The sequence below is a fragment of the Streptomyces sp. Ru62 genome (assembly GCF_002920615.1).
Taxonomy (GTDB): domain Bacteria; phylum Actinomycetota; class Actinomycetes; order Streptomycetales; family Streptomycetaceae; genus Streptomyces.
This window is the reverse complement of record NZ_PQSU01000003.1, coordinates 1-22,390: the sequence shown is the minus strand read 5'-3', so window position 1 is coordinate 22,390 and position 22,390 is coordinate 1. Positions and strand designations below refer to the sequence as shown.

General features: G+C 70.5%; 19 protein-coding genes. 12 read left to right on the top strand and 7 right to left on the bottom strand.

Annotated elements, in window-relative coordinates; genetic code table 11:
* Positions 1–47: 47 nt before the first annotated feature.
* Genes C3492_RS04700 through C3492_RS04690 form a run of 3 tightly spaced genes read left to right on the top strand, consistent with a single transcriptional unit; the run spans position 48 to position 4,845 of the window.
* The gene (locus C3492_RS04700; protein WP_103810454.1) at positions 48–2,396 is read left to right on the top strand and encodes an FdhF/YdeP family oxidoreductase; all 2,349 of its coding nucleotides are present in this window, start codon (positions 48–50) and stop codon (positions 2,394–2,396) included.
* 6 nt (positions 2,397–2,402) lie between these two features.
* Positions 2,403–3,830: a cytochrome ubiquinol oxidase subunit I gene (locus C3492_RS04695; protein ID WP_103810453.1), complete on the top strand. Its 1,428-nt coding sequence runs from the start codon at positions 2,403–2,405 to the stop codon at positions 3,828–3,830.
* A 1-nt stretch (position 3,831) separates the two neighbouring features.
* Positions 3,832–4,845, top strand: coding sequence for a cytochrome d ubiquinol oxidase subunit II (locus C3492_RS04690; protein ID WP_103810452.1), 1,014 nt, complete (start codon positions 3,832–3,834; stop codon positions 4,843–4,845).
* 102 nt (positions 4,846–4,947) lie between these two features.
* On the opposite strand, the gene C3492_RS04685 is transcribed toward C3492_RS04690, so the two are convergent.
* The gene (locus C3492_RS04685) at positions 4,948–5,856 is read right to left on the bottom strand and encodes a helix-turn-helix transcriptional regulator (RefSeq protein ID WP_103810451.1); all 909 of its coding nucleotides are present in this window, start codon (positions 5,854–5,856) and stop codon (positions 4,948–4,950) included.
* A 166-nt stretch (positions 5,857–6,022) separates the two neighbouring features.
* Positions 6,023–6,925, bottom strand: coding sequence for a TIGR03619 family F420-dependent LLM class oxidoreductase (locus tag C3492_RS04680; RefSeq protein ID WP_103810450.1), 903 nt, complete (start codon positions 6,923–6,925; stop codon positions 6,023–6,025).
* A gap of 210 nt (positions 6,926–7,135) precedes the next feature.
* Between C3492_RS04680 and C3492_RS04675 the strand changes: the two genes are divergently transcribed.
* Together C3492_RS04675 and C3492_RS04670 are read left to right on the top strand one after the other, a co-directional pair.
* Positions 7,136–8,185, top strand: coding sequence for a Dyp-type peroxidase (locus C3492_RS04675; protein ID WP_103810449.1), 1,050 nt, complete (start codon positions 7,136–7,138; stop codon positions 8,183–8,185).
* Positions 8,182–8,994, top strand: coding sequence for a family 1 encapsulin nanocompartment shell protein (locus C3492_RS04670; protein ID WP_103810448.1), 813 nt, complete (start codon positions 8,182–8,184; stop codon positions 8,992–8,994). The genes C3492_RS04675 and C3492_RS04670 overlap by 4 nt, the downstream gene beginning before the upstream one ends.
* Before the next feature lie 78 nt (positions 8,995–9,072).
* Here the strand turns inward: C3492_RS04670 and C3492_RS04665 are convergent, their stop codons facing one another.
* The gene (locus C3492_RS04665; RefSeq protein WP_103810718.1) at positions 9,073–9,888 is read right to left on the bottom strand and encodes a hypothetical protein; all 816 of its coding nucleotides are present in this window, start codon (positions 9,886–9,888) and stop codon (positions 9,073–9,075) included.
* A gap of 357 nt (positions 9,889–10,245) precedes the next feature.
* Between C3492_RS04665 and C3492_RS04660 the strand changes: the two genes are divergently transcribed.
* Entirely contained in the window at positions 10,246–11,325 is a 1,080-nt protein-coding gene (locus C3492_RS04660; RefSeq protein ID WP_103810447.1) for an alpha/beta hydrolase, read from the top strand.
* 70 nt (positions 11,326–11,395) lie between these two features.
* Here C3492_RS04660 and frc read toward each other — a convergent pair whose 3' ends face one another.
* Positions 11,396–12,661 (bottom strand): formyl-CoA transferase, encoded by a 1,266-nt coding sequence (gene frc, locus C3492_RS04655; protein ID WP_103810446.1) that lies wholly within the window; start codon positions 12,659–12,661, stop codon positions 11,396–11,398.
* Positions 12,662–12,711: 50 nt separating this feature from the next.
* Positions 12,712–14,418, bottom strand: a complete 1,707-nt coding sequence (gene oxc, locus C3492_RS04650; RefSeq protein WP_103810445.1) for an oxalyl-CoA decarboxylase — start codon at positions 14,416–14,418, stop codon at positions 12,712–12,714.
* 124 nt (positions 14,419–14,542) lie between these two features.
* On the opposite strand from oxc, the gene C3492_RS04645 reads away from it, so the two are divergent.
* Both C3492_RS04645 and C3492_RS04640 read left to right on the top strand, forming a co-directional pair.
* Positions 14,543–16,162 carry a FadD7 family fatty acid--CoA ligase gene (locus C3492_RS04645; protein WP_103810444.1) on the top strand — a complete coding sequence of 540 codons (1,620 nt, stop codon included), beginning with the start codon at positions 14,543–14,545 and terminating at the stop codon, positions 16,160–16,162.
* Positions 16,163–16,257: 95 nt separating this feature from the next.
* Positions 16,258–16,626 carry a YbjQ family protein gene (locus tag C3492_RS04640; protein WP_103810443.1) on the top strand — a complete coding sequence of 123 codons (369 nt, stop codon included), beginning with the start codon at positions 16,258–16,260 and terminating at the stop codon, positions 16,624–16,626.
* A 75-nt stretch (positions 16,627–16,701) separates the two neighbouring features.
* Here C3492_RS04640 and C3492_RS04635 read toward each other — a convergent pair whose 3' ends face one another.
* Both C3492_RS04635 and C3492_RS04630 read right to left on the bottom strand, forming a co-directional pair.
* Positions 16,702–17,451 carry a sensor histidine kinase gene (locus C3492_RS04635; protein WP_103810442.1) on the bottom strand — a complete coding sequence of 250 codons (750 nt, stop codon included), beginning with the start codon at positions 17,449–17,451 and terminating at the stop codon, positions 16,702–16,704.
* 89 nt (positions 17,452–17,540) lie between these two features.
* Positions 17,541–18,452, bottom strand: a complete 912-nt coding sequence (locus C3492_RS04630) for a phosphatase PAP2 family protein (protein WP_103810441.1) — start codon at positions 18,450–18,452, stop codon at positions 17,541–17,543.
* A gap of 131 nt (positions 18,453–18,583) precedes the next feature.
* Here C3492_RS04630 and C3492_RS04625 point away from each other — a divergent pair, with 131 nt between their 5' ends.
* The 4 genes from C3492_RS04625 to C3492_RS04610 all read left to right on the top strand — a co-directional run.
* A complete protein-coding gene (locus C3492_RS04625; protein WP_103810440.1) occupies positions 18,584–20,218 on the top strand; it encodes an ABC transporter substrate-binding protein in 1,635 nt (544 codons plus the stop codon).
* 6 nt (positions 20,219–20,224) lie between these two features.
* Positions 20,225–21,148, top strand: coding sequence for an ABC transporter permease (locus tag C3492_RS04620; RefSeq protein WP_103810439.1), 924 nt, complete (start codon positions 20,225–20,227; stop codon positions 21,146–21,148).
* On the top strand, positions 21,141–22,112 hold the full coding sequence (locus tag C3492_RS04615; RefSeq protein WP_103810438.1) for an ABC transporter permease: 972 nt from the start codon (positions 21,141–21,143) through the stop codon (positions 22,110–22,112). Before C3492_RS04620 ends, C3492_RS04615 begins: the two co-directional genes overlap by 8 nt.
* Positions 22,113–22,120: 8 nt before the next feature.
* A partial coding sequence (locus C3492_RS04610; RefSeq protein ID WP_146075643.1) for an ATP-binding cassette domain-containing protein occupies positions 22,121–22,390 on the top strand: 270 nt, incomplete at its 3' end.

The window sequence follows — 22,390 nt, the reverse complement described above, 5'->3', positions numbered from 1 at the left end:
TCCGACCCCCCGACGCACGGCCCGATTCGACGAAGAGAGCGCACGACATGACCGCATCCGATGTTGACCCGACGCCGAAACCGCAGGACGGCGCGGTCGGCCGCTCGGCCACCGGCGGCGACGGACCGGCCAGCGACAAGCGGCCGTCCCACCGCTCCTACCACCACCCGGCGGCCGGCTGGGGCGCCGCCAAGAGCGTGAGCCGGGTGCTGATCAAGGAACGGGCGCTGTTCGACGGGCCGCGGGCCATCCTCAAGATGAACCACGAGAACGGCGGCTTCGACTGCCCGGGCTGCGCCTGGCCCGACGACACCAAGGGCCTCAAGCTCGACATCTGCGAGAACGGCATCAAGCACGTCACCTGGGAGATGACGTCCAAGCGGGTCGGCGCCGACTTCTTCGCCCGGCACACCGTCTCCGAGCTGTCCGAGTGGTCCGACTTCGCGCTGGAGGACCAGGGCCGGCTGACCGAGCCCCTCGTCTACGACGCGGCGAGCGACCGGTACGTCCCGATCACCTGGCAGGACGCCTTCGCCCTCGTCGGCCGTGAACTGCGCGCCCTGGACAGCGCCGACGAGGCCGCCTTCTACACCTCGGGCCGGCTGAGCAACGAGGCGACCTTCCTCTACCAGCTCATGGCCCGCGAGTTCGGCACCAACAACCTGCCCGACTGCTCCAACATGTGCCACGAGGCCTCCGGCCGGGCCCTGACCGCGGCCCTCGGCACCGGTAAGGGAACCGCCGACCTCAAGGACTGGGAGACCGCCGACGCCCTGTTCGTCATGGGCGTCAACGCGGCCTCCAACGCCCCCCGCATGCTCACCGCGCTCGCCGAGGCCTACCGCCGGGGCGCCCAGATCGTCCATGTGAACCCGCTGGTCGAGGCGGCGGCGACCAGCACGATCGTGCCGCACGAGTTCACGGACATGGCCCTGTTCAAGGCCACCCGCACCAGCACCCTCAACCTCCAGGTCCGCGCGGGCGGCGACATGGCCCTGCTGCGGGGCATCGCCAAGGCGGTCCTGGAGGAGAGCCGGACCGACCCCAAGGCGCTCGACAAGGAGTTCATCGAGCGCCACACCCACGGTTTCGAGGCCTACCGGGAGCTGTGCGAGGCCACCTCCTGGGAGGAACTGGAGGAGCAGTCCGGTCTCACCCGGGCCGACATCCTCAAGGCCGCCGAGATCTACTCCCGCTCCGACCGCACCCTGATCAGCTGGTGCCTCGGCCTCACCCAGCACGAGCACGGCGTCGACACCGTCCGCGAGATCGTCAACGTCCTGCTGCTGCGCGGCAACCTCGGCCGGGAGGGCGCCGGCCCCTCGCCGGTGCGCGGGCACAGCAACGTCCAGGGCAACCGCACCTGCGGCATCGACCACCGGCCCCGCCCCGAGTTCCTGGACCGGCTCGCCGACGTGTGCGACATCGAGCCGCCGCGCGAGCACGGCATGGACACGGTCGACACCATCGAGGCCATGAACCAGGGCCGGGTGAAGGTCTTCGTCGGCATGGGCGGCAACTTCGTGCTCGCCGCGCCGGACACCGCGTACACCTCCCAGGGCCTGCGGAACTGCGAACTGACCGTGCACGTCAGCACCAAGCTCAACCGCAGCCACCTGGTGCACGGCAGGAAGGCGCTCATCCTGCCCTGCCTCGGCCGCACCGAGAAGGACCACCAGCGGCGGGGTCTGCAGTCCGTCTCCGTGGAGGACTCGATGAGCATGGTGCACCTGTCGGTGGGCATGAAGAAGCCCGCCTCCCCGCACCTGCTGTCCGAGCCGGCCATCATCGCCGGCATGGCGCGCGCCACCCTGCCGGAGAGCAGCACGCCCTGGGAGTCGTACGTCGAGGACTACGACCGCATCCGCGACACCATGGCGAAGGTCCTGGACGGCTTCGAGGACTTCAACCGCAGGGTGCGGCTCCCGCTCGGCTTCCGCATCAAACAGCCCGCCCGGGAACTGGTCTTCCTCACCCCGTCCGGCCGCGCCGAGTTCTCCGCCGCGCCGCTGCCCGAAGCCCCGCCGCGGGACGACGTGCTCATCCTCCAGACCATGCGCAGCCACGACCAGTGGAACACCACGATCTACTCCGACAACGACCGCTACCGAGGCATCAGCAACCTGCGCACCCTCATCCTCATGAACGGCGACGACATGCGCGCCCGCGGCATCAGGCCCGACAGCCTCGTCGACATCACCGCCACCGCCCGGGACGGCAGTACGCGGCACCTCAAGCGGTACACGGCGATCGAGTACAGCATGCCCAGGGGCTGCGCCGCCGGGTACATGCCGGAGATGAACGTCCTGGTCGCGGCGAGCGACTACAGCAAGCAGAGCAATCAGCCCCTGATGAAGAACATCAAGGTGCGGGTCGCGCCCAGCGCGGAGGACTGACCGGTCATGACGACAGCCGGCGCGTTCACCCACCTGCCCGCCCTGGCCGCCGCCGCGGAGCCCGCGCAACTGCTCCCCGCCCGGGAGCAGATGGCCTTCACCCTCGGGTTCCACATCATCCTCGTGCCGTTCGGCGTCGCCCTGACCACCCTCATGCTGATCGCGCACTGGCGAGGGCTGCGCAAGGGTGACGCCGAGGCGCTGCTGCTCGCCCGCCGCTGGTCGAAGGTGGCCGCCGTGCTGTTCGCGGTCGGCGCCATCACCGGGACCGTCCTCTCCTTCGAACTGGGCATCCTGTGGCCCCGGCTGATGGGCGACTACGGCTCCGCCTTCGGCTTCCCCTTCGCCATCGAGGGTCTGTTCTTCTTCCTCGAAGCGATCTTCGTGGCGCTCTACATCTACGGCTGGGACCGGATGCCGTCCTGGGCGCACTTCTGGTGCGGGGTGCCCGTCTCGCTGGCCGGCGTCGGCGGGACCGCCTCGGTCGTCGCCGCCAACGCCTGGATGAACCAGCCCGGCGGCATCACCGTCGAGCACGGCAAGGTGGTCGCCGTCCGGCCCGTCGAGGTGTTCTTCAACGACGCCTTCTGGCTGGAGTTCTGGCACATGCTGATCGCGGCGTACATCGTCGCCGGCTTCGTCGTGGGCGGCGTCTACGCGGTCGGCATGCTGCGTGGCCGGCGCGACCGCTACCACCGGGTCGGCTTCCTCACCGGGTTCGTCGTCGCGGCCTGCGCGCTGCCGGTGCAAATCATCGTCGGCGACACCATCGCCCGGCAGGTCTTCGACGACGAACCGGCGAAGTTCGCGGCCATCGAACTGCTTCCCGACACCGGCTCCCACGTCCCCGAGACCCTGGGCGGTGTCCTGATCGACGGCAAGGTGCGCTACGGCATCAAGATCCCCGACATGGCCTCCCTGCTGGCCGGCTTCAAGCCCTCGACCACCATCAAGGGACTGGAGGCCGTCCCGGCCGACGTCCGGCCGACCGACGCGCAGGCGAACATCGTCCACTGGGCGTTCGACATCATGGTCGGCACGTCCTTCCTCATGCTCGCCGTCGCCCTCTGGTTCGCCTGGCTGTGGTGGCGCCGCCGGAACACGCTCGCGACCAACCGCTGGTTCCTGCGGGCGGCTTCCCTGTGCGGGATCGTGGCGATCCTCTGCCTGGAGAGCGGCTGGGTGGTCACCGAGGTCGGCCGCCAGCCCTGGATCGTCGTCGGCCACCTGCTGACCCGGGACGCGGTGGCGACCCGGGGCGACCTGTGGCCCTTCTTCGGTGCCGTCCTCCTGATCTACCTGGCCGTAGGGGCCGCCGCCCTGTGGGTGCTGCGCTCCATGACCCGGCGCTGGCGGCAGCAGGGCGACGAGGCCGTGTCCGTGCCCTACGGCCCCGAGCACCCCGCCGGGACCACCACGGGAAAGGCGTCCTGACATGGCGGACCTGGTCGCGGTGTTCCTCTTCATCGGGGTGATCGCCTACTGCGTCCTGGGCGGCGCCGACTTCGGTGCGGGGTTCTGGGACCTGGTCGCGGGCGGGGCCGGGCGCGGCCGGGAACCCCGCCACCTGATCGACGACTCCCTCGCACCCGTCTGGGAGGCGAACCACACCTGGCTGATCTACTGCCTGGTCATGCTGTGGAGCGGCTTCCCGGCCGCGCTCGCCGCGATGACCTCCACCCTGTACCTCCCGCTGGGGATCGCCGCGCTCGGCATCGTGCTGCGCGGCGCCGGCTTCGCCTTCCGCAAGGCCTCGATCCGTACTCCGGAACAGCGTGTGTACGGTGCCGCCTTCGCCCTGTCCTCGGTGCTGACGCCCTACTGCTTCGGCTCGGTCGCGGGCGCCCTGGCCTCCGGGCGCGTGCCCACCCGGGGCGACGGCGACCCCGTCACGAGCTGGCTGAACCCGACCAGCGCCCTCGGCGGCGTGCTCGCGGTGCTGGCCTGCGCCTACCTGGCGGCCACCTACCTGACGGTGGCCGCCAGACGGCACGGGGACCCGCACCTGTTCCGGTACTTCCGTGACCGGGCCATCGCGGCCGGTGCCGTCACCGGTGCCGTCAGCATCGCGGGGATCTTCGTCCTGCGGGCGGACGCCCCCCGGCTGTTCCACCAGCTCAGCCACCGCGCGCTGCCGCTCGCCCTGCTCGCGGCTCTCTGCGGCCTGCTGGGCCTGGCCCTGCTGCGCGCCGAGCGGACCCGCGGCCTGCGCGAGACCGCGGCGGCGGCCGTCGCCCTCATCGTCAGCGGCTGGGGCGTCTCCCAGTACCCCTACCTCCTCGGCACCCACCTGCCGGTCCAGGACGCGGCGGCCCCGCACGCCACCCTCGCCGTCCTCGTCGGCGTCGCCTGTGCCGCGGGCCTCCTCATCCTGCCGTCCCTGGTCCTGCTGTTCCGGGTCATGGGACGGGCCGACGTCGCGGACCCGGCCTCGCACGAGACATCGTGAGCGGCGGGACCCGGGCCGAGCGGGTGAGGCGAGTCAGAGCCAGGGCGTCCGGCCGCGGGCCGACCCGGGGACGGTGAGGCGGGCGCAGCGCAGGGTGGTGACTCAGCGCTCGGCGGCGCCCCGCCCGCCGTCCGGCTGCGGGGTTTCCTCACCCGCCGGGTCCCCGGCCCCCTCGTCCACCCGGTCCGGGTGACCGGTGGCGGGGATCAGCCGGCTCAGCGCGGCCTCGCTCGGGGAGCCCGGTTCGGCCTGGTAGGTGCCGAGCTGGTGACCGGAGGAGCCGTTGACGGTGAACGTCTGGTAGGTCAGCGTCAGCTCACCGGCTCTCGGGTGCAGCAGACGCTGGGTCTGGTGGGTCTTGGCACGGACGTCGTACTCGGCCCACAGCCGGGTGAACTCCTCACTGCGGGTCGACAGTTGGCCGACGAGCCCGTGCAGGGCCCTGTCCTCCGCGTGCAGCGAGGCCACCGCCCGCAGGCCCGCGACACAGGTCCTGGCGATCTCGTCCCAGTCCCGGTAGAACCGCCGGGCCGCCGGGTCCAGGAAGACGAACCGGAGCAGGTTGGTTTCCGTGCCCATGACACAGAGCAGCGCCTTCGCCGCATCGTTGGCGGCCAGGATGTCGAACCGCGGTCCGAGGATCACAGCCGGGGTGCTCCAGGAGTCGATCAGCCGTACCAGGTGGACCGCCGCGCGGTCGTCGGCCGGAGCACAGGCACCGCCGCGCTTGCGCAGCCCCTGCCGCGCCAGTTTGTGCAGGTGCTCGGCCGCCTCCGCGTCGAGCCCGAACACACGGATCAGCGCGTTGAGGACCTGATCGGAAGGGTGTTTCTCCCTGCCCTGCTCCAGGCGCGCGTAGTAACCCTCGCTCACGCCGGCCAGCATGGCCACCTCATGGCGCCGCAGCCCTGTGGTGCGGCGGGGACCCTCCTCCGGCAGACCCACTTGCTTGGGAGAAGTGGCAGCTCGGCGAGCTCGTATGAACTCACCTAGCGGGTTGACGCTTTGCATTTGACTAAGGTTACTTGCTGGGTTGACACAATAAACGTCACACCACCTGGTGTAGGTGTACGTGCCGCGTATACCCAGGCCGCGCAAATCCCTGTTCCGTGCATGAAGCGCACAGGAAATAACGAGTGGAATTCGTCGTGCGCGCCGTGTGGAAATTGCGTGCTTTTTACACACGGGGCAGCAGCGCGAGCAGCTCACGCGCGTACGAGGAGGACTGCTCAACCGTGTCCGCCTCGTACATCGTGTCCACCATGAAGTGGTCGATGCCCGTCGCGTCGTGCACCGAACGGATCGCCTCCGCCACCGTACGCACGTCCGTGCCCGTGGAGACGTTGACGCGCAGCACGGTGCCGATGTCGCCCGGTTCCCGCCCGGCGTCACGGGCCCACTTGTCGAGCAGCGCACGCTGGGCGGCCAGGCCGTCGATGTCCAGGTAGTCCGGGACCACGCACAGCGGCAGCCATCCGTCCGCGCGCCGCGCCACCCGGCGCAGCGCCCGCTCGGAGAGCGCACCCAGGAACACCGGGGGGCGCGGCAGCCGGGCCGGCTTGAGCGGGGCGTGGTGCCGTGGCACAGAAAGAAGGGACCCGGAGTACTGTGCGGGATCCTCGGTCCATATGGCCTGGAGCGCGTCGAGCAGTTCGTCCAGCAGCGCCCCGCGCCGGCTGAAGTCCCGGCCCGCGGCCTCGTACTCCTCCGGCGACCAGCCGATGCCGAAGCCGGCCAGCAGCCGGCCGCCGCTGATCAGGTCGATGGTGGTCAGCGCCCGGGCCAGCTGCACCGGCGGATACAGGGGCGCGATGAGGACGTGGGAACCGAGGAGCACCCGCTCGGTCGCCGCGGCGGCCACTCCGAGGAGCACGAAGGGGTCGGCGGCGGGGTTCAGCTCCGGTGGAATGGTGGTGCCCTGCCCGCCGTAACCGATGGTGGGCTGCACCGCGGCCAGATTGCGGTCACCGACCCAGAGACTGGCGGCGCCGGCCTGTTCCACCTCCCGCGCGAACTCCGCGACCCGAGCGACCTCGAACGCCTGACGGTGGAACTGGGGGAGTGCGAATCCGATACGCATGACTGCCTTCGCGGAGTGAGCTGACGGCTGGATCCAGCCTACAAGAGGAGAACACTTGATGAGTCATCCCCGACAATACGTGATGTCACTAGCTGGACAGGTATATGTCCTCGACAGTCGGATCTGTCGCGACGGCGGCGGGTCCGATCTAGAGTGAGGCTGCTCGACGCACTCGTCTGTCGCCGGCTTGGCTGGGAAGGGATATGACTGATGGCCCAAGACGTTCCCGAACCGGTACCCCAGATGGTTCTGTCCCCGTTGACCAGCGCGGCGATCTTCCTCGTCGTCACCATCGACAGCGGCGGTGAGGCCACGGTCCGCGACCTGCTGTCCGATGTCGGCTCCCTGGAGCGGGCCGTGGGCTTCCGGGCCCAGCCCGAGGGCCGGCTCAGCTGTGTCACCAGTATCGGCTCGCACGCCTGGGACCGCCTGTTCGCCGGCCCGCGCCCGGCCCGGCTGCACCCCTTCCGGGAGCTGCGGGGGCCGGTGCACCGGGCCGTGGCCACCCCCGGCGACCTGCTCTTCCACATCCGGGCCGCGCGGCTCGACCTGTGCTTCGCGCTCGCCACGGAGATCATGAGCCGGCTGCGCGGCGCGGTCACGGTCCAGGACGAGGTGCAGGGCTTCAAGTACTTCGACGAACGCGACCTGCTTGGCTTCGTGGACGGCACGGAGAACCCGACGGGTGCCGCGGCGCGCGCGGCCGTCCTCGTCGGCGACGAGGACCCGTCGTTCGCGGGCGGCAGCTACGTCGTCGTACAGAAGTACCTGCACGACCTGGAGGCATGGGAGGCCCTGCCGGTCGAGGCGCAGGAGCACGTGATCGGCCGGCGCAAGCTGTCCGACGTGGAACTCGCCGACGACGTCAAACCGGCCGACTCGCACGTCGCCCTCACCACCGTCGTCGACCCGGACGGCACCGAACGCGAGATCCTGCGCGACAACATGCCCTTCGGCGCGGCGGGCCGGGGCGAGTTCGGCACCTACTTCATCGGCTACGCCCGCACGCCCGAGGTGACGGAGACGATGCTGGAGCGGATGTTCCTGGGCACGGAGTCGGCGCCGCACGACCGCATCCTGGACTTCTCCACCGCCGTCACCGGCACCCTGTTCTTCACGCCCACCGCGGACTTCCTCGAAGACCTCCCCGAGCCGCCGGCCGCCGGGGCCGTCGCCGACGTCACACCGACCGACAGCCAGGTCCGATCCTCCGGGTCCTCCCTCGGGATCGGCAGCATGAAGCGGAGCCTTTCCCGATGAACAACCTGCACCGTGAACTCGCGCCCATCTCCGATGCCGCGTGGGCCGATCTGGAAGAGGAGGCCCGGCGCACCTTCAAGCGCCATGTGGCGGCCCGCCGTATCGTCGACGTCCCCGAACCGGGCGGCGTCGCGCTCGCCGGCGTGGGCACCGGTCATCTGGACGCCGTCGACACCCCCGCGGACGGGGTCGTCGCGCACACCCGCCGCTTCCAGCCGCTGGTCGAACTGCGCGTGCCGTTCACCGTCGACCGCCGACAGGTGGACGACGTCGCCCGGGGCGCCAAGGACGCCGACTGGCAGCCGGTCAAGGACGCGGCCCGGCGGCTGGCGTTCGCCGAGGACCGGGCCGTGTTCGAGGGCTACCCGGCCGCCGGGATCACCGGGCTGCGGGCGAGCTCGTCCAATCCGGCGCTGACACTCCCCGCCGACGTGCGTGACTACCCGGACGCCATCAGCCAGGCCGTGACGGCCCTGCGCCTGGCCGGCGTGGACGGCGCCTACACCCTGGCGCTGAGCGCCGAGGCGTACACGGCCGTCAGCGAGACCTCCGACCACGGCTACCCGGTCATCAAGCACCTCGCCCGGCTGCTCGACGGCGACATCGTCTGGGCGCCCGCGATCGACGGAGCCTTCCTGCTCTCCACCCGCGGCGGTGACTTCGAACTCCGGCTCGGGCAGGACGTGTCGATCGGCTATCTGTCGCACGACGCGGCCAGCGTCACGCTGTACTTCCAGGAGACCCTGACCTTCCTGGCATACACCAGCGAGGCCGTGGTGGCCCTGTCACCGGCCCCGACCGAGGTCTGACATCCGGACCAGACCGGAGCCTGACGCGCGGGGGCCCGGGTGGACGGCCGTCCACCCGGGCCCCCGCGCGTCAGGGGGTCAGTCGAGCAGTCCCGTCGGCTGCGCCGGGGGAGTGCCGCCGGCCAGCACCGTGGTCAGCCGCGGCGCCCCGAGCCGTACGGCGAGCTTGGTGGTGAGGTGGGAGGCGTCGGCCAGGCCCCCGTTGACCACGGTGACCGCGCTGTCGCCGGACGCCATGAGCGCCACGTCGAGCGACATGGTGAACGGCACCCCCTCCGTCGTTCCCTTCGCGACGACCGACAGCGCCTGCCGTGTGCCGTCGCCCTCCGGCACCGGCAGGGACGTGACCCGCACGTCCTCTGTGCTGCCGTCGGGCCGGGTGGCGATGAAGACACCGCACTTCTGCGGCAGGGCGCCGAACCACTCTCGCGCGGCCCGCAGTTCGGCGGCGGGGTAGGTGCCCACCTCGTAGCGCATCCGGTTGCCGTCGTCGGCGTCGAACACGGCCACGGCCTGGGTACCGGCGAGCGGGGCGTCCAGGATCCGGTCATCGCTCAGCCGGTCCAGCAGCCGCCGGCAGACGGTGGCGTCCTCCTTGTGCGTGAGCCAGTCCTGAGCGTTCACCGTGCCGCGCAGGAGGCCCTCACGCCGGTCGCCGGAGTCCTTCACCTCGGTCCACTGGGACCCCAGGTACGCCTCCGTGAGGAGCGCGTGCCGCGCCTGCCGCGAGGTGAGACCGACCGCCGGGACGCCGGAGCCCGCCGGCCGTCCCTCCGGGCCGCTCCCGGCGCTCTGACGTTCCTGCCCCGCACCGGCACAGGCCGCCGCGAACAGCGAGGCACCGACGGCGAGGGCGGCGACGTAGCCGAGGCGGCCCCGGTGCGGCCTGGTCATCCTGGTCATCTCCTCTGGTCACTCCTCTGCCTGGGGCCGCGGGACATGCGGCGCGTTGACGGTCATGTGACGACCATGCTGACAACGCCGAACCCTCATGACATCACTCGATCAAGTGATTTGCGCATTACCGTCAACGGCCTTGCGGGACAAGTGAGTCCATCAAGTGGGGTTCCCCCTATGGCTGCTGTGGGGCGGGTGCCACGTACGGTCTCCGGGTGGCCTGACAGTAAGCGTCGGTTTCGCGCCAGCACACTTGTCCGGTCACGGGACGGCGCTCGACGCCCGCGCCGTGACATCCCGCAAGCCCCCCTTTCTTCGTCCCACAAGACGTCCCACAAGAGGAGACGCATTCTCATGTCCGCACGCAGCCGTCTGGCCCGGACCGTCGCGGTGGCCGCCGCCCTGCCGCTCGCCTTCGGCCTTCTCTTCGAGGCCAACGCCGGTGCCAGCGCGAGCGTCAGCAGCACCGTCCGCAAGCCGACCGACGTGGTCCTGGAGCACGACGCCCAGGTCTTCGCCGACCAGGCGGCCAAGCAGCCGCCCGTGTACACGCTCGGTTACGCCGGTGCCCGCAAGGCGCTCGACGAGCTCCAGGCCGACCCCAAGGGGCTGCTGCCGGCCGACATCTCCCACCGCGACCTGCCCGTCGGCCCGACCGGCAAGGTGAGAGTGCGGATCGTGCGGCCCAAGGGCGCCACCGGCAAACTGCCCGCCATCATGTACTTCCACGGCGGCGGCTGGGTGCTGGGAGACGAGGAGACCCATGACCGGCTGACCCGCCAGATCGCCAACGGCGCGCACGCGGCCGTCATCTTCGTGGACTACACGCCGTCGCCGGAGGCACGCTTCCCCATCGCCATCGAGCAGGCCTACGCCGCCACCAAGTGGGTCGCCGAGCACGGCCGTGATATCGACGTCGACAGCTCCCGCATCGCCGTGGCCGGCGACTCGGTGGGGGGCAACATGGCCACCGTCGTGGCGCTCATGGCGAAGGAGCGGCGCGGACCGGCCCTGCGGGAGCAGGTGCTCTTCTACCCGGTGACGGACGCGAACTTCAACACCCCCAGCTATCGCGAGTTCGCCGACGGCTACTGGCTGACCCGCAAGGGGATGGAGTGGTTCTGGGACGCCTACGCCCCCCACGCCAAGGACCGCAAGAGCGTCTACGCCTCCCCGCTGCGCGCCAGTCTGAACCAGCTCAAGGGGCTGCCGAAGACGCTGGTCATCACCGAGCAGGCCGACGTGCTGCGCGACGAGGGCGAGGCGTACGCCAACAAGCTCCGGGCCGCGGGCAACGATGTGACGTCCGTGCGCTACCAGGGCATGATCCACGACTTCCTCATGCTCAACGCACTGGCTGACACCAACGCCGCCAAGGCGGCGATCACCCAGGCCAACGGCTACCTCTACCAGGGTCTGCACGGCACCAAGTGACACGCACGGCACTCTGAGACGCCACGGCGCTCCCGGGATCCTCCCGGGAGCGCCGTGGCATGCCGGCCGGTCAGTCGTGAGAGACGACGACCTTCTTCTCGTGCAGCGCGGCGATCTCCTCCTCGCTGTACCCGAGCGAGGCCAGCACCTCGTCGGTGTGCTCGCCGAGCAGCGGAGAACCGGTGATGGTCGGCGTGAACCCGGTGAACTTGATCGGGCTGCCGACCGTCAGGTACGTGCCGCGCTCCTTGTGCTCGACCTCCACCACGCTGCCGCTGCTGCGCAGCGCGGGGTCGTAGGCGATCTCCTTCATGCTCAGCACCGGCGCGCACGGGACGCCGTACTCGCGCAGGATGTCCACGGCCTCGTACTTCGTCTTGTCGGCGAGCCACCGCTCGATCTCGGTGAAGATGTCGAAGATGTGCGGCTGACGGGCCTTCGCCGTGCTGTACGCCGGGTCGTCGATCCACTCCGGCTTGCCCAGCGCCTGGCAGGTCGGCCCCCAGTCCTGCTCCTGGACGGTGAAGTAGATGTAGGCGTTGGGGTCCTCCTCCCAGCCCTTGCACTTGAGCACCCAGCCGGGCTGGCCGCCGCCGCCGGCGTTGCCGCCGCGCGGGACGACGTCGGTGAACGTCCCGTTCGGGTACTGCGGGTACTCCTCCAGGTAGCCCACCCGCTCCAGCCGCTGCTGGTCGCGCAGCTTGACCCGGCACAGGTTGAGCACCGCGTCCTGCATGGACACCGCCACGCGCTGTCCCCGGCCGGTGCGTTCACGGTCCAGCAGCGCGGTGAGGATGCCGATCAGCAGGTGCATGCCGCTGTTGCTGTCGCCCAGCGCGGCGGCGCTGACGGTCGGCGGGCCGTCCCAGAAACCGGTCGTGGAGGCGGCGCCGCCCGCGCACTGGGCGACGTTCTCGTACACCTTCAGGTCGGACCAGGGCGAGTCGTCGTTGAACCCCTTGACCGAGCCGAAGATCAGCCGCGGGTTCAGTTCCCGGCAGTGCTCCCAGCTCAGGCCCATCCGGTCCAGTGCGCCCGGGGCCATGTTCTCGACCAGCACGTCGGCGTCCCGGATCAGCTTCTCCATGACCGCCTCGCCCTCGGGCGTCTTGGTGTCGATCGCCAGGGAGCGCTTGTTGCTGTTCAGCATCGTGAAGTACAGGGCGTCGACGTCCGGTATGTCGCGCAGTTGGTGGCGGGTGACGTCACCGCCGTTGATCCGCTCGACCTTCAGCACGTCGGCGCCGAACCACGCCATCATCTGGGTGCAGGCCGGGCCCGCCTGGACGCCGGTGAAGTCGATCACCTTGATGCCGGTGAGGGGCAGCTGTGACATGGTCGTGCATCCCTTTCTGGAGGAGTGGGGGGTGCGAGGGCGGGAGGCCCTCACCTGTCGGGGCCGGAGGGCCGCACCGCCACGGTGGGGTTGAGGTTCGTGAGGTGACCGCTCTCCGTGCCCGCGGTGGGGTCGATGAGGCAGTCGATGAGCGCGGGCCGCCCGGACGCCAGGGCCTCGGTGAGCGCCGAGGCCAGCTCCACGGGCGACTCCACGTGGTAACCGCGCCCACCGAAGGCCTCGACGAGCTTGTCGTGCCGGGCCGTGGGCGCGAGGGTGGTGGGGGAGGGGTCGGCGGACGCGGGGTTGACCCCGTCGCCGCGGTAGACGCCGCCGTTGTTGAGGATCACGACGACCACCGGCAGGCCGTACCGGCAGATGGTCTCCAGCTCCATGCCGCTGAAGCCGAAGGCACTGTCGCCCTCCACCGCGACGACCGGCTGCCCCGTCTCGACCGCGGCGGCGATGGCGTACCCCATGCCGACGCCCATCACGCCCCAGGTGCCGGTGTCCAGGCGGTGCCGGGGTACCTGCATGTCGATGACGTTGCGCGCGAAGTCCAGCGCGTTGGCGCCCTCGTTGACCAGGTAGGCGTGCGGGTGGGCGCGCAGGACGTCCCGGACCGCCCGCAGGGCGCCGTAGAACTGCATGGGGTGCGGGTCGGCGGCCAGCCGTTCCGCCATCTTCGCCGCGTTCTGCCGGGTGCGCTCGGCGAGTTCCTGCCGCCAGGCCGCCGGTACGGCGATCCGCCCCGGCTCGATCCGCTCCACCAGCGCGCCGACCACCGAGCCGATGTCCCCGACCAGCGGTGCGGCGATGGGCTGGTTGCTGTCCAGCTCGGTGGGCTCGATGTCGATCTGGAGGAACTTCGCGTCCGGGTTCCACTGCGGCGGCTCGCCGTGGCCCAGCAGCCAGTTCAGCCGCGCCCCGACGAGCAGCACCACGTCGGCCCGCTTCAGCGCCAGCGAGCGGGCAGCGGCCACGGACTGGGGATGGTCGTCCGGGATCAGCCCCTTGGCCATGGACATCGGCAGGAAGGGCAGGCCGGTCGTGTCGACGAACTCCCGGATCACCTCGTCCGCGCGTGCGTAGGCGGCACCCTTGCCGAGGACCACCAGCGGTCGCTCGGCGCCCGCGAGCAGTTCGATCGCCCGGTCCACCGCCTCGGGAGCGGGCAGTTGCCGGGGCGCCGGGTCCACCAGCCGCCACAGCGAGGCCGCGCCCCGGTCAGCGTCCAGGGTCTCGCCGAGAACGGCGGCCGGGATGTCGAGGTAGACCCCGCCCGGCCGGCCCGACACCGCCGTACGCAGCGCCCGCGCCACGCCCCGGCCGATGTCCTCGGCCCGGTCCACCCGGTAGGCGGCCTTCACCAGGGGCTTGGCGATGGCGAGTTGGTCCAGCTCCTCGTAGTCGCCCCGCTTGAGGTCCACGATGTGCCGCTCGCTGGAGCCGGAGATCTGCACCATCGGGAAGCAGTTGGTCGTCGCCTCCGCCAGGGCCACAAGCCCGTTGAGGAACCCGGGCGCGGACACCGTCAGGGACACGCCGGGCCGGCCGGTGAGGAAGCCCGCCGCTGCCGCCGCCCGGCCCGCGCTGCTCTCGTGCCGGAAGCCGATGAACCGGATGCCGGACGCCTGGGCGAGCCGAGCCAGGTCGGTGACGGGGATGCCGACCAGGCCGTACACGGTGTCGACGCCGTTGAGTTTGAGCGCGTCCACCACCAGGTGCGCACCATCGGTCAACTCTGCGCTACTCATGATGTCAGTCCCGCTTCCTTGTGTTCAACACATGGCTCACTCATGCTGACATCAGTCATGAAAGCGCGCACTCTATGTGAGTGTCGCCTAGCAACTCTTTTCGGACATACGATGAGGGGGAGACATGCCTCTAGCCATCACCCCGCACCACGGCGCCGCCGGCGGTTACCGCCCGCCAGGGATCTCCGGCCTGCACGACGTGATCGACGCCCAGGTCAGGGACCGGCCGGACGCCCCGGCGCTCGTCGTCGGCGAGGCCCGCGAGGCGGTGTCGTACCGGGCCCTCACCACCCTGGCCGACGAACTGGCCCAGCGCCTGCTGGACGCGGGACTGCGCCCGCACCGGCCGGTCGGCCTGGTCAGCGCCGACAACCTGGAGTTCGCCGTCGCCCTGCTGGGGACGGCCCGGGCCGGCCTGGTCCTCGCCCCCGTCGACCCCGCCCTCCCGGAACAGGAGCGGCGGCGCCGCTACACGGCCCTCGGGGTCCAGGCGGTGCTCACCGGCCCACCGGTGGCCCCGCCCGCCCGGCAGGACGGCGGGCCGCCGCACTGGCCGCTGACGGTGCGCCGGCCCGGCGGCGGGCGGTACGGCATCGCACTGCACGCCGGGACCGTGACGGACGGGGCCCCGGCTGACGGTGCCCCTGCGGACGGCACCCCGCACGGCGCCGCCGACCGGCTCACCGGCGACGACGCCCTCGCCCTGTTCACGGCCGGTACCACGGGCCGGGCCAAGATCGTCCCGCTGACCCACGCCAACGTGGTCGCGTCCCTGCACGGCATCACCACGACCTACGAACTCACCCCCGGGGACGCCACGGTGGCGGCGATGCCGTTCTTCCACGGACACGGGCTGCTCGCCGGACTGCTGGCCACGCTCGCCACCGGCGGCTGTCTGCTGCTGCCGGAACGCGGCCGGTTCACCGCCCACACCTTCTGGGACGACATGCGCGCGGTGTCCGGCACCTGGTACACGGCCGTGCCCACCATCCACCAGATCCTCCTCCGGCGCGCGCCCGAGGAGTACCCCGGTCCCCTCGCCCTTCCCCTGCGGTTCGCCCGCAGTTGCAGCGCGCCGCTCCCCACGGCCACCGCACACGCCCTGGAACGCCTTCTCGACGCACCGGTTCTGTCCGCCTACGGCATGACCGAGACGACCCACCAGGCCGCGAGCGAACCGCTCCGCGTGCCCCGCGACCGCGCACCCGGTTCCGTGGGCCTGCCGACCGCCGGGCAGATCCACGTCCTCGACGCCGGCCGGCGGCCGTGCGCGGTGGGCACCGAGGGAGAGGTCTGGGTGCACGGCCCCGCGGTCGCACGGGGCTACCTGGCCGAGCCCGCGGAGACGGCAGCCGCCTTCCACGACGGCTGGTTCCGCACCGGTGACCTGGGCTTCCAGGACACCGCGGGCCGGCTGTACCTGACCGGCCGGATCAAGAACCTGATCAACCGGGGCGGGGAGAAGATCTCCCCGGAACACGTCGAGGAGATCCTCGCCGCCGCCCCCGGCGTCACCGAGGCCGCCGTGTTCGCCGTTCCCGACCCCACGTACGGCCAGCGCGTCGGCGCGGCGGTCGTGCTCGCCGGGGGCGGCACCGTCACCGAGCGGGATCTCCTCGCCCACTGCCGCGACCAGCTCGCCCCCTACGAGGTCCCGGAGCGCCTGGTCATCGCGCCGTCCCTCCCGCACACCGCCAAGGGGGCGTTGGACAGAGGCGCGGTGGCCGACCTGTACGGACACTGAACTGATGTCATTACTGACTCCCAACGCCTGTAATGTGTCGCACGGTTGGCGTGGCATGGCCGCGCAAACATGACTCTTCATTGGAAGGCAGATACATGTCCATAGAGGACTACACCGGCGGGGCGTCTCAGGATGCGGGCGTTCTGGTCGTGACGACCAACGACGTCCCGGGCCATGACGTGAAGCAGGTGATCGGCGAGGTGTTCGGGCTGACCGTGCGCACCCGTCACCTGGGCGCCCAGATCGGCGCGGGGCTGAAGTCCGTGATCGGCGGCGAACTGCGAGGCCTGACCAAGACGCTGGTGCAGGCCCGCACCGAGGCCATGGACCGCCTGGTGGAGGCGGCCCGCGCCCGCGGCGCCAACGCGGTACTCGCCGTACGGTACGACGTGACGACGGCCCAGGACTCGGGCACCGAGATCTGCGCCTACGGCACGGCCGCGGTCATCGCCCCGTCCGCCTGAGGGCTACCGCGTCTCCGGAGCGGCGTGACCTCCGAGGGTCCCTTCTCGGTGTGACCTCCAGGCACCGTCGTCGGGTCACACCGCTCCGGTCGGCACCGGCAGCACAGCACGGACCGTCGTGCCCGCTGCCGAGGAACACGTCACCGTCAGCGTCCCTTCCAGCAGGGTGACGCACTCCGTCATCGCCGCCACCCGGCTGTCGGCACGCGGTCCGCGCGGCGGACACGCGTCGCTGACCACGCGCACCACGAGGCCGGAGCCGATACGCGTCAGCTCCACCTCGGCGTGGCTCGCGCCGGAGTCCTGCGCCGCGTGGGCCAGCGCCTCCGCGACCAGGAAGTACACATGGGTCTCCACCGCGCGCGGCAGCCGGCCGGTCCGGCCGGGGCGGACGGTGACGGTGACGGGCACCGGGCTTGCCGCCGCGAGCGCGGCGACGGCCGGGCCCAGTCCGCGCAGTTGGAGCACCTGCGGACACAACCCCGCCGCCACCTCCCGGACCTGTGCGAGGGCCGCCTCGGCATCCTTGATCGCGTCGTCGAGGAGTCCGGCGGCGGCCGGCGCGGAAGCCTCGCCGAGCTGCTCGCGAGCCATCCGCAGACCGAGCAGGAGTGACACGAGCCGTTCCTGGGCCCCGTCGCGCAACAGGTGTGCGGCCTGCCGCCGCCGGTCCGCCGCGGCGTCGGCGGCGGACAGCGCGGTGGTCTGTGCGGCGGGCGGCGCCATGATGTCGGCGGCGGGCAGGGCCGTGACGTCCGCGCCCTCCCGCCTGGTGTCCTGGCCGCGCGTCACGTTCTCGGCGATCGACTGCGATGAAGCCGTCATGAGGTCACCTTCGCACCGGCCGCCCGGCGGCGACAGAAGGCCCCGCTGTATGACCTCATAAGCCCAGCTTATGAGCAGTTGGCATGAGCTCATGTGGCACCCGGGCCCCGGGGCCGGTCCAGATCGACCCGGTGCAACAGGGCGAGCAGTACCAGGGTGGCCGCCGCACTGGCCCCCGCGGCCAGCACGTGGCCGCCCGCGTACGCCAGGCGCGGCACCGCCGGGTCCCCGGGCGGCAGCCGGAACATCGAGTCCACCAGCAGCAGCGCCCCGAGGCCGAGCCCGGCCAGCGCCACACCGCACAGCGGGGCGATCAGGAACAGCGCGCGCAACGGACGAGCGTGGTCCGCGACGGGGCGCACCCGCCCGCTTCGCGCCAGCAGCCCGGTGAGCGCGCAGGCGACCGTCAGTACGAGCAGGTCGGCGCCGATGGTGTCACTGGGCCGGTGCCAGCCCGCCGCCACCGTATAGGCGCCGACGAAGGTCGTCCACAGCGCGCAGACGCCCACGGCGACGCCCCGCAACCGGTAGGGAACCACCAGGGTGAGCCCGAACAGCACGCTCATCGCGATGGTGGTGTGCCCGCTCGGGAAGCTGTTGCCCAGCAGCCGCTCCGGGGCGTCCACGAGATCCGGACGGCGCAGCACGTACCGCTTCAGCACCTCCGCGAGCAACAGGGAGACGCCCACGGTGCCGACGGCGACCACCGTCAGGGCGAAGCGGCGCCGCACCAGCCCGATCAGCGCGAGGGCCGCCACCGCCGCGCCGAGCGAGGACAGGGTGATGTGGTCCAGCATGCCGTTCGCCGCCCGGGCGGCGGCCAGGGTCTCGTCCTCGCGCCGCCCCGCCAGCACCGCGTTCTCCCACCGCTGCCCGGTGGCCGTCCGCACGAACGCCCCGTAGACACCGGCCAGCAGTAGCGCAGCGCCCGCGGCGGCGGCTTCCAGTCGCGCGCGTACGCGCGCAGCGAAGGGCTTCTCGTCTTTCCCACAAGGGCGCACGGACTGATGTTAGGCCAGAGTCCTTATGTCTTTCTCACCTAAACATGTGATGTGTCGCGGATGTCTCGATGTCTACCTTTCGAAGGCCCGTACCCCCGGCTACGGCGCAGCACACTTCAAGGAGGCATCTCATGCGTGCAGTCACCTACGCCATCTGGCCCGCCTGCGCGGCCACCGTGGCCCTCGCGCTCAGCGCGTGTTCGGGGGGCGGGGGAGGCGACAGCGGTGGCGGCACCGGCGGCGCGGTGCTGAGTTCCTCCTGGGGCGACCCGCAGAACCCGCTGGAGCCGGCCAACACCAACGAGGTGCAGGGCGGCAAGGTCCTCGACATGATCTTCCGGGGCCTGAAGCGGTACGACCCGAGGACCGGCAGGGCGGAGAACTGGCTCGCCCAGTCGATCGAGACCGATGACGCGCGGAACTTCACCATCAAGGTGAAGCCGGGCTGGACCTTCTCCAACGGCGAGAAGGTCACCGCCCGCTCCTTCGTGGACGCGTGGAACTACGGCGCCAGCCTGAAGAACAACCAGAAGAACGCCTACTTCTTCGGTTACATCGACGGCTACGACAAGGTGCACCCCGACAGCGGCAGGCAGACCGCCGACACGCTGTCCGGGCTGAAGGTGGTGGACGACCACACCTTCACGGTCAAGCTGAGCCAGAAGTTCTCCGGGTTCCCGGACACGCTCGGCTACGCGGCCTTCGCCCCGCTGCCGCGCGCCTTCTTCACGGACCACGCGGCCTGGCTGCAGAAGCCGGTCGGCAACGGCCCGTACACCATCCAGTCCTACTCGAAGGGCTCGCAGATGAGCCTGCGGAAGTGGAAGGACTACCCCGGACCGGACAAGGCACAGAACGGCGGTGTGGATCTCAAGGTCTACACGGACAACAACACCGCCTACACGGACCTGCTGGCCGGCAACCTGGACCTGGTGGACGACGTGCCGGCCGCCCAGCTGAAGAACGTCAAGAAGGATCTGGACGACCGTTACCTGAACACCCCGGCGGGCATCATCCAGACGCTGGCCTTTCCCTTCTACGACAAGAAGTGGAACACGCCGGGCGCGGAGAAGGTGCGCACCGGCCTGTCCATGGCGATCAACCGCAAGCAGATCACCGAGACGATCTTCAACAACACCCGCACCCCGGCCACCGACTGGACCTCCCCGGTGCTCGGTGCTTCCGGCGGCTACAAGGCGGGGCTGTGCGGTGCTGCCTGCGAGTACCACCCTGCCGAGGCGAAGAAGCTGATCAAGGAGGGCGGCGGGATCCCCGGCGGACAGGTGAAGATCACGTACAACGCGGACACGGGCTCGCACAAGGAGTGGGTGGACGCCGTGTGCAACTCCATCAACAACGTCCTCGGCAACGACAAGGCGTGCGTCGGCAACCCGGTGGGTACGTTCGCGGACTTCCGCAACCAGATCGGGCAGCACAAGATGACCGGGCCGTTCCGGGCAGGCTGGCAGATGGACTATCCGCTCATCCAGGACTTCCTGCAGCCGCTGTACTACACGAACGCCTCCTCCAACGACGGCAAGTGGTCGGACAAGGACTTCGACAAACTCGTGAACGAGGCGAACGCCGAGACGGACCAGGCCAAGGCCGTGAAGCTGTTCCAGCAGGCCGAGGGGGTCGTGCGGGACAACATGGCGGCGATACCCCTGTGGTACCAGAACGGCAGCGCCGGCTGGTCGAGCCGCCTGTCGCACGTGGCGCTCAACCCGTTCAGCGTGCCCGTCTACAACGAGATCAAGGTCGGCTGAGCCGTCATGGGGCGCTATGTCGTCCGGCGGCTGCTCCAGATGGTCCCGGTCTTCGTCGGGTCGACGCTGCTGATCTTCCTCATGGTCAACGTGATGGGTGATCCCGTCGCGGGTCTGTGCGGGGAGCGGGCGTGCGATCCGGCGACGGCGGCGCAGCTGAAGCGGGAGTTCGGCTTGGACAAGCCGGTCTGGCAGCAGTACCTCACCTACATGGGGCACCTGTTCAGCGGCGACTTCGGTACGGCGTTCAACGGGCAGAAGGTCACCGAGCTGATGGGCACGGCGTTCCCCGTCACCATCCGGCTGACGATCGTGGCGATCCTGTTCGAGATCGTCATCGGCATCACGCTGGGCGTGCTGACCGGTCTCAGGCGCGGCCGGCCCGTCGACACCGCCGTCCTGTTGGTCACGCTCGTCGTCATCTCGGTTCCCACGTTCGTCACGGGCCTGCTGCTCCAACTGCTCCTCGGGGTGAAGTGGGGCTGGATCGAGCCGTCCGTGTCACCGACCGCGCCCTTCGGTGAGCTGATCGTGCCGGGTCTGGTCCTGGCCTCCGTGTCGTTGGCCTATGTCACGCGGCTGACGCGGACCTCGATCGCGGAGAACAGACGCGCGGACTACGTCCGTACGGCGATCGCCAAGGGCCTGCCCCGGCGCCGGGTGATCGTCCGGCATCTGCTGCGCAACTCGCTCATCCCCGTGGTCACGTTCATCGGGACGGACATCGGGGCGCTGATGGGCGGGGCGATCGTCACCGAGCGGATCTTCAACATCCACGGCGTGGGCTACCAGCTCTACCAGGGCATCCTGCGCCAGAACACCCAGACGGTCGTCGGCTTCGTGACGGTCCTGGTCCTCGTGTTCCTCCTGGCCAACCTCCTTGTCGACCTCCTGTACGCCGTACTCGACCCGAGGATCCGCTATGTCTGAGCAGCAGCCGCATGAGCCCACGGGCGCGATTGCCGGAACCGGTATGGGCGGCTCGATGGACCTCGCGGCCGACGAGGCCGCCGGCCTGGACAGGGCCGTCGGAGGGCCCGGAGGCGGCGCACCCCGTTCCCTGTGGTCGGACGCGTGGCGGGACCTGCGTCGCAACCCGGTCTTCGTCGTCTCCGCGCTGGTCATCCTCTTCCTGGTGTTCGTCTCGGTCTGGCCGTCGGCGATCGCCTCCGGGAACCCGCTCTCGTGCGACCTGGCCAAGGCGCAGGACGGTTCGGCTCCCGGGCATCCCTTCGGTTACGACGGTCAGGGCTGCGATGTCTACACCCGCACCGTGTACGGGGCCCGTACGTCGGTGACGGTCGGGGTGCTGGCCACGCTCGGGGTGTCGGTGTTCGGGTCGGTGCTGGGCGCCCTGGCGGGCTACTTCGGGGGCCTGTGGGACGCGGTGCTGTCCCGGATCACGGACATCTTCTTCGCCATCCCGGTCGTCCTGGGCGGACTCGTCCTCCTCTCCGTCGTGACCTCCAATACGGTCTGGCCGGTCATCGGGTTCATGGTGCTGCTCGGCTGGCCGCAGATCTCCCGCATCGCGCGTGGCTCGGTCATCACCGCCAAGCAGAACGACTACGTCCAGGCCGCCCGCGCCCTGGGCGCCTCCGACTCCCGCATCCTGCTGCGCCACATCGCACCCAACGCCGTCGCCCCGGTGATCGTGGTGGCCACCATCGCCCTGGGCACCTACATCGCCCTGGAGGCGACCCTGTCCTACCTCGGCGTCGGCCTCAAACCCCCCAGTGTCTCCTGGGGCATCGACATCTCCGCCGCCTCCCCCTACATCCGCAACGCCCCCCACGCCCTGCTGTGGCCCTCGGGCGCCCTGGCGGTGACGGTGCTGGCGTTCATCATGCTCGGCGACGCCGTCCGCGACGCCCTCGACCCCAAACTGAGGTGACGTCCGCAATGCTCCTCGAAGTCAGAGACCTCCACGTGCAGTTCCACACCCGCGACGGCATCGCCCACGCCGTCAACGGAGTCAACTACGCCGTCGACGCCGGTGAGACCCTCGCCGTCCTCGGTGAATCCGGTTCCGGGAAGTCCGTCACCGCCCAGGCCGTCATGGGCATCCTCGACACGCCCCCGGCCAGGATCACCGGCGGCGAGATCCTCTTCGACGGCCGCGACCTGCTCACGCTGTCCGCCGAGGAACGCCGCAGGGTACGCGGCCGGCAG

Coding starts and splice junctions, on each gene's coding strand:
- C3492_RS04700 (WP_103810454.1), top strand. CDS start 48: ATGACCGCATCCGATGTTGACCCGACGCCGAAACCGCAGGACGGCGCG.
- C3492_RS04695 (WP_103810453.1), top strand. CDS start 2,403: ATGACGACAGCCGGCGCGTTCACCCACCTGCCCGCCCTGGCCGCCGCC.
- C3492_RS04690 (WP_103810452.1), top strand. CDS start 3,832: ATGGCGGACCTGGTCGCGGTGTTCCTCTTCATCGGGGTGATCGCCTAC.
- C3492_RS04685 (WP_103810451.1), bottom strand. CDS start 5,856: ATGCAAAGCGTCAACCCGCTAGGTGAGTTCATACGAGCTCGCCGAGCT.
- C3492_RS04680 (WP_103810450.1), bottom strand. CDS start 6,925: ATGCGTATCGGATTCGCACTCCCCCAGTTCCACCGTCAGGCGTTCGAG.
- C3492_RS04675 (WP_103810449.1), top strand. CDS start 7,136: ATGGCCCAAGACGTTCCCGAACCGGTACCCCAGATGGTTCTGTCCCCG.
- C3492_RS04670 (WP_103810448.1), top strand. CDS start 8,182: ATGAACAACCTGCACCGTGAACTCGCGCCCATCTCCGATGCCGCGTGG.
- C3492_RS04665 (WP_103810718.1), bottom strand. CDS start 9,888: ATGACCAGGCCGCACCGGGGCCGCCTCGGCTACGTCGCCGCCCTCGCC.
- C3492_RS04660 (WP_103810447.1), top strand. CDS start 10,246: ATGTCCGCACGCAGCCGTCTGGCCCGGACCGTCGCGGTGGCCGCCGCC.
- frc (WP_103810446.1), bottom strand. CDS start 12,661: ATGTCACAGCTGCCCCTCACCGGCATCAAGGTGATCGACTTCACCGGC.
- oxc (WP_103810445.1), bottom strand. CDS start 14,418: ATGAGTAGCGCAGAGTTGACCGATGGTGCGCACCTGGTGGTGGACGCG.
- C3492_RS04645 (WP_103810444.1), top strand. CDS start 14,543: ATGCCTCTAGCCATCACCCCGCACCACGGCGCCGCCGGCGGTTACCGC.
- C3492_RS04640 (WP_103810443.1), top strand. CDS start 16,258: ATGTCCATAGAGGACTACACCGGCGGGGCGTCTCAGGATGCGGGCGTT.
- C3492_RS04635 (WP_103810442.1), bottom strand. CDS start 17,451: ATGACGGCTTCATCGCAGTCGATCGCCGAGAACGTGACGCGCGGCCAG.
- C3492_RS04625 (WP_103810440.1), top strand. CDS start 18,584: ATGCGTGCAGTCACCTACGCCATCTGGCCCGCCTGCGCGGCCACCGTG.
- C3492_RS04620 (WP_103810439.1), top strand. CDS start 20,225: ATGGGGCGCTATGTCGTCCGGCGGCTGCTCCAGATGGTCCCGGTCTTC.
- C3492_RS04615 (WP_103810438.1), top strand. CDS start 21,141: ATGTCTGAGCAGCAGCCGCATGAGCCCACGGGCGCGATTGCCGGAACC.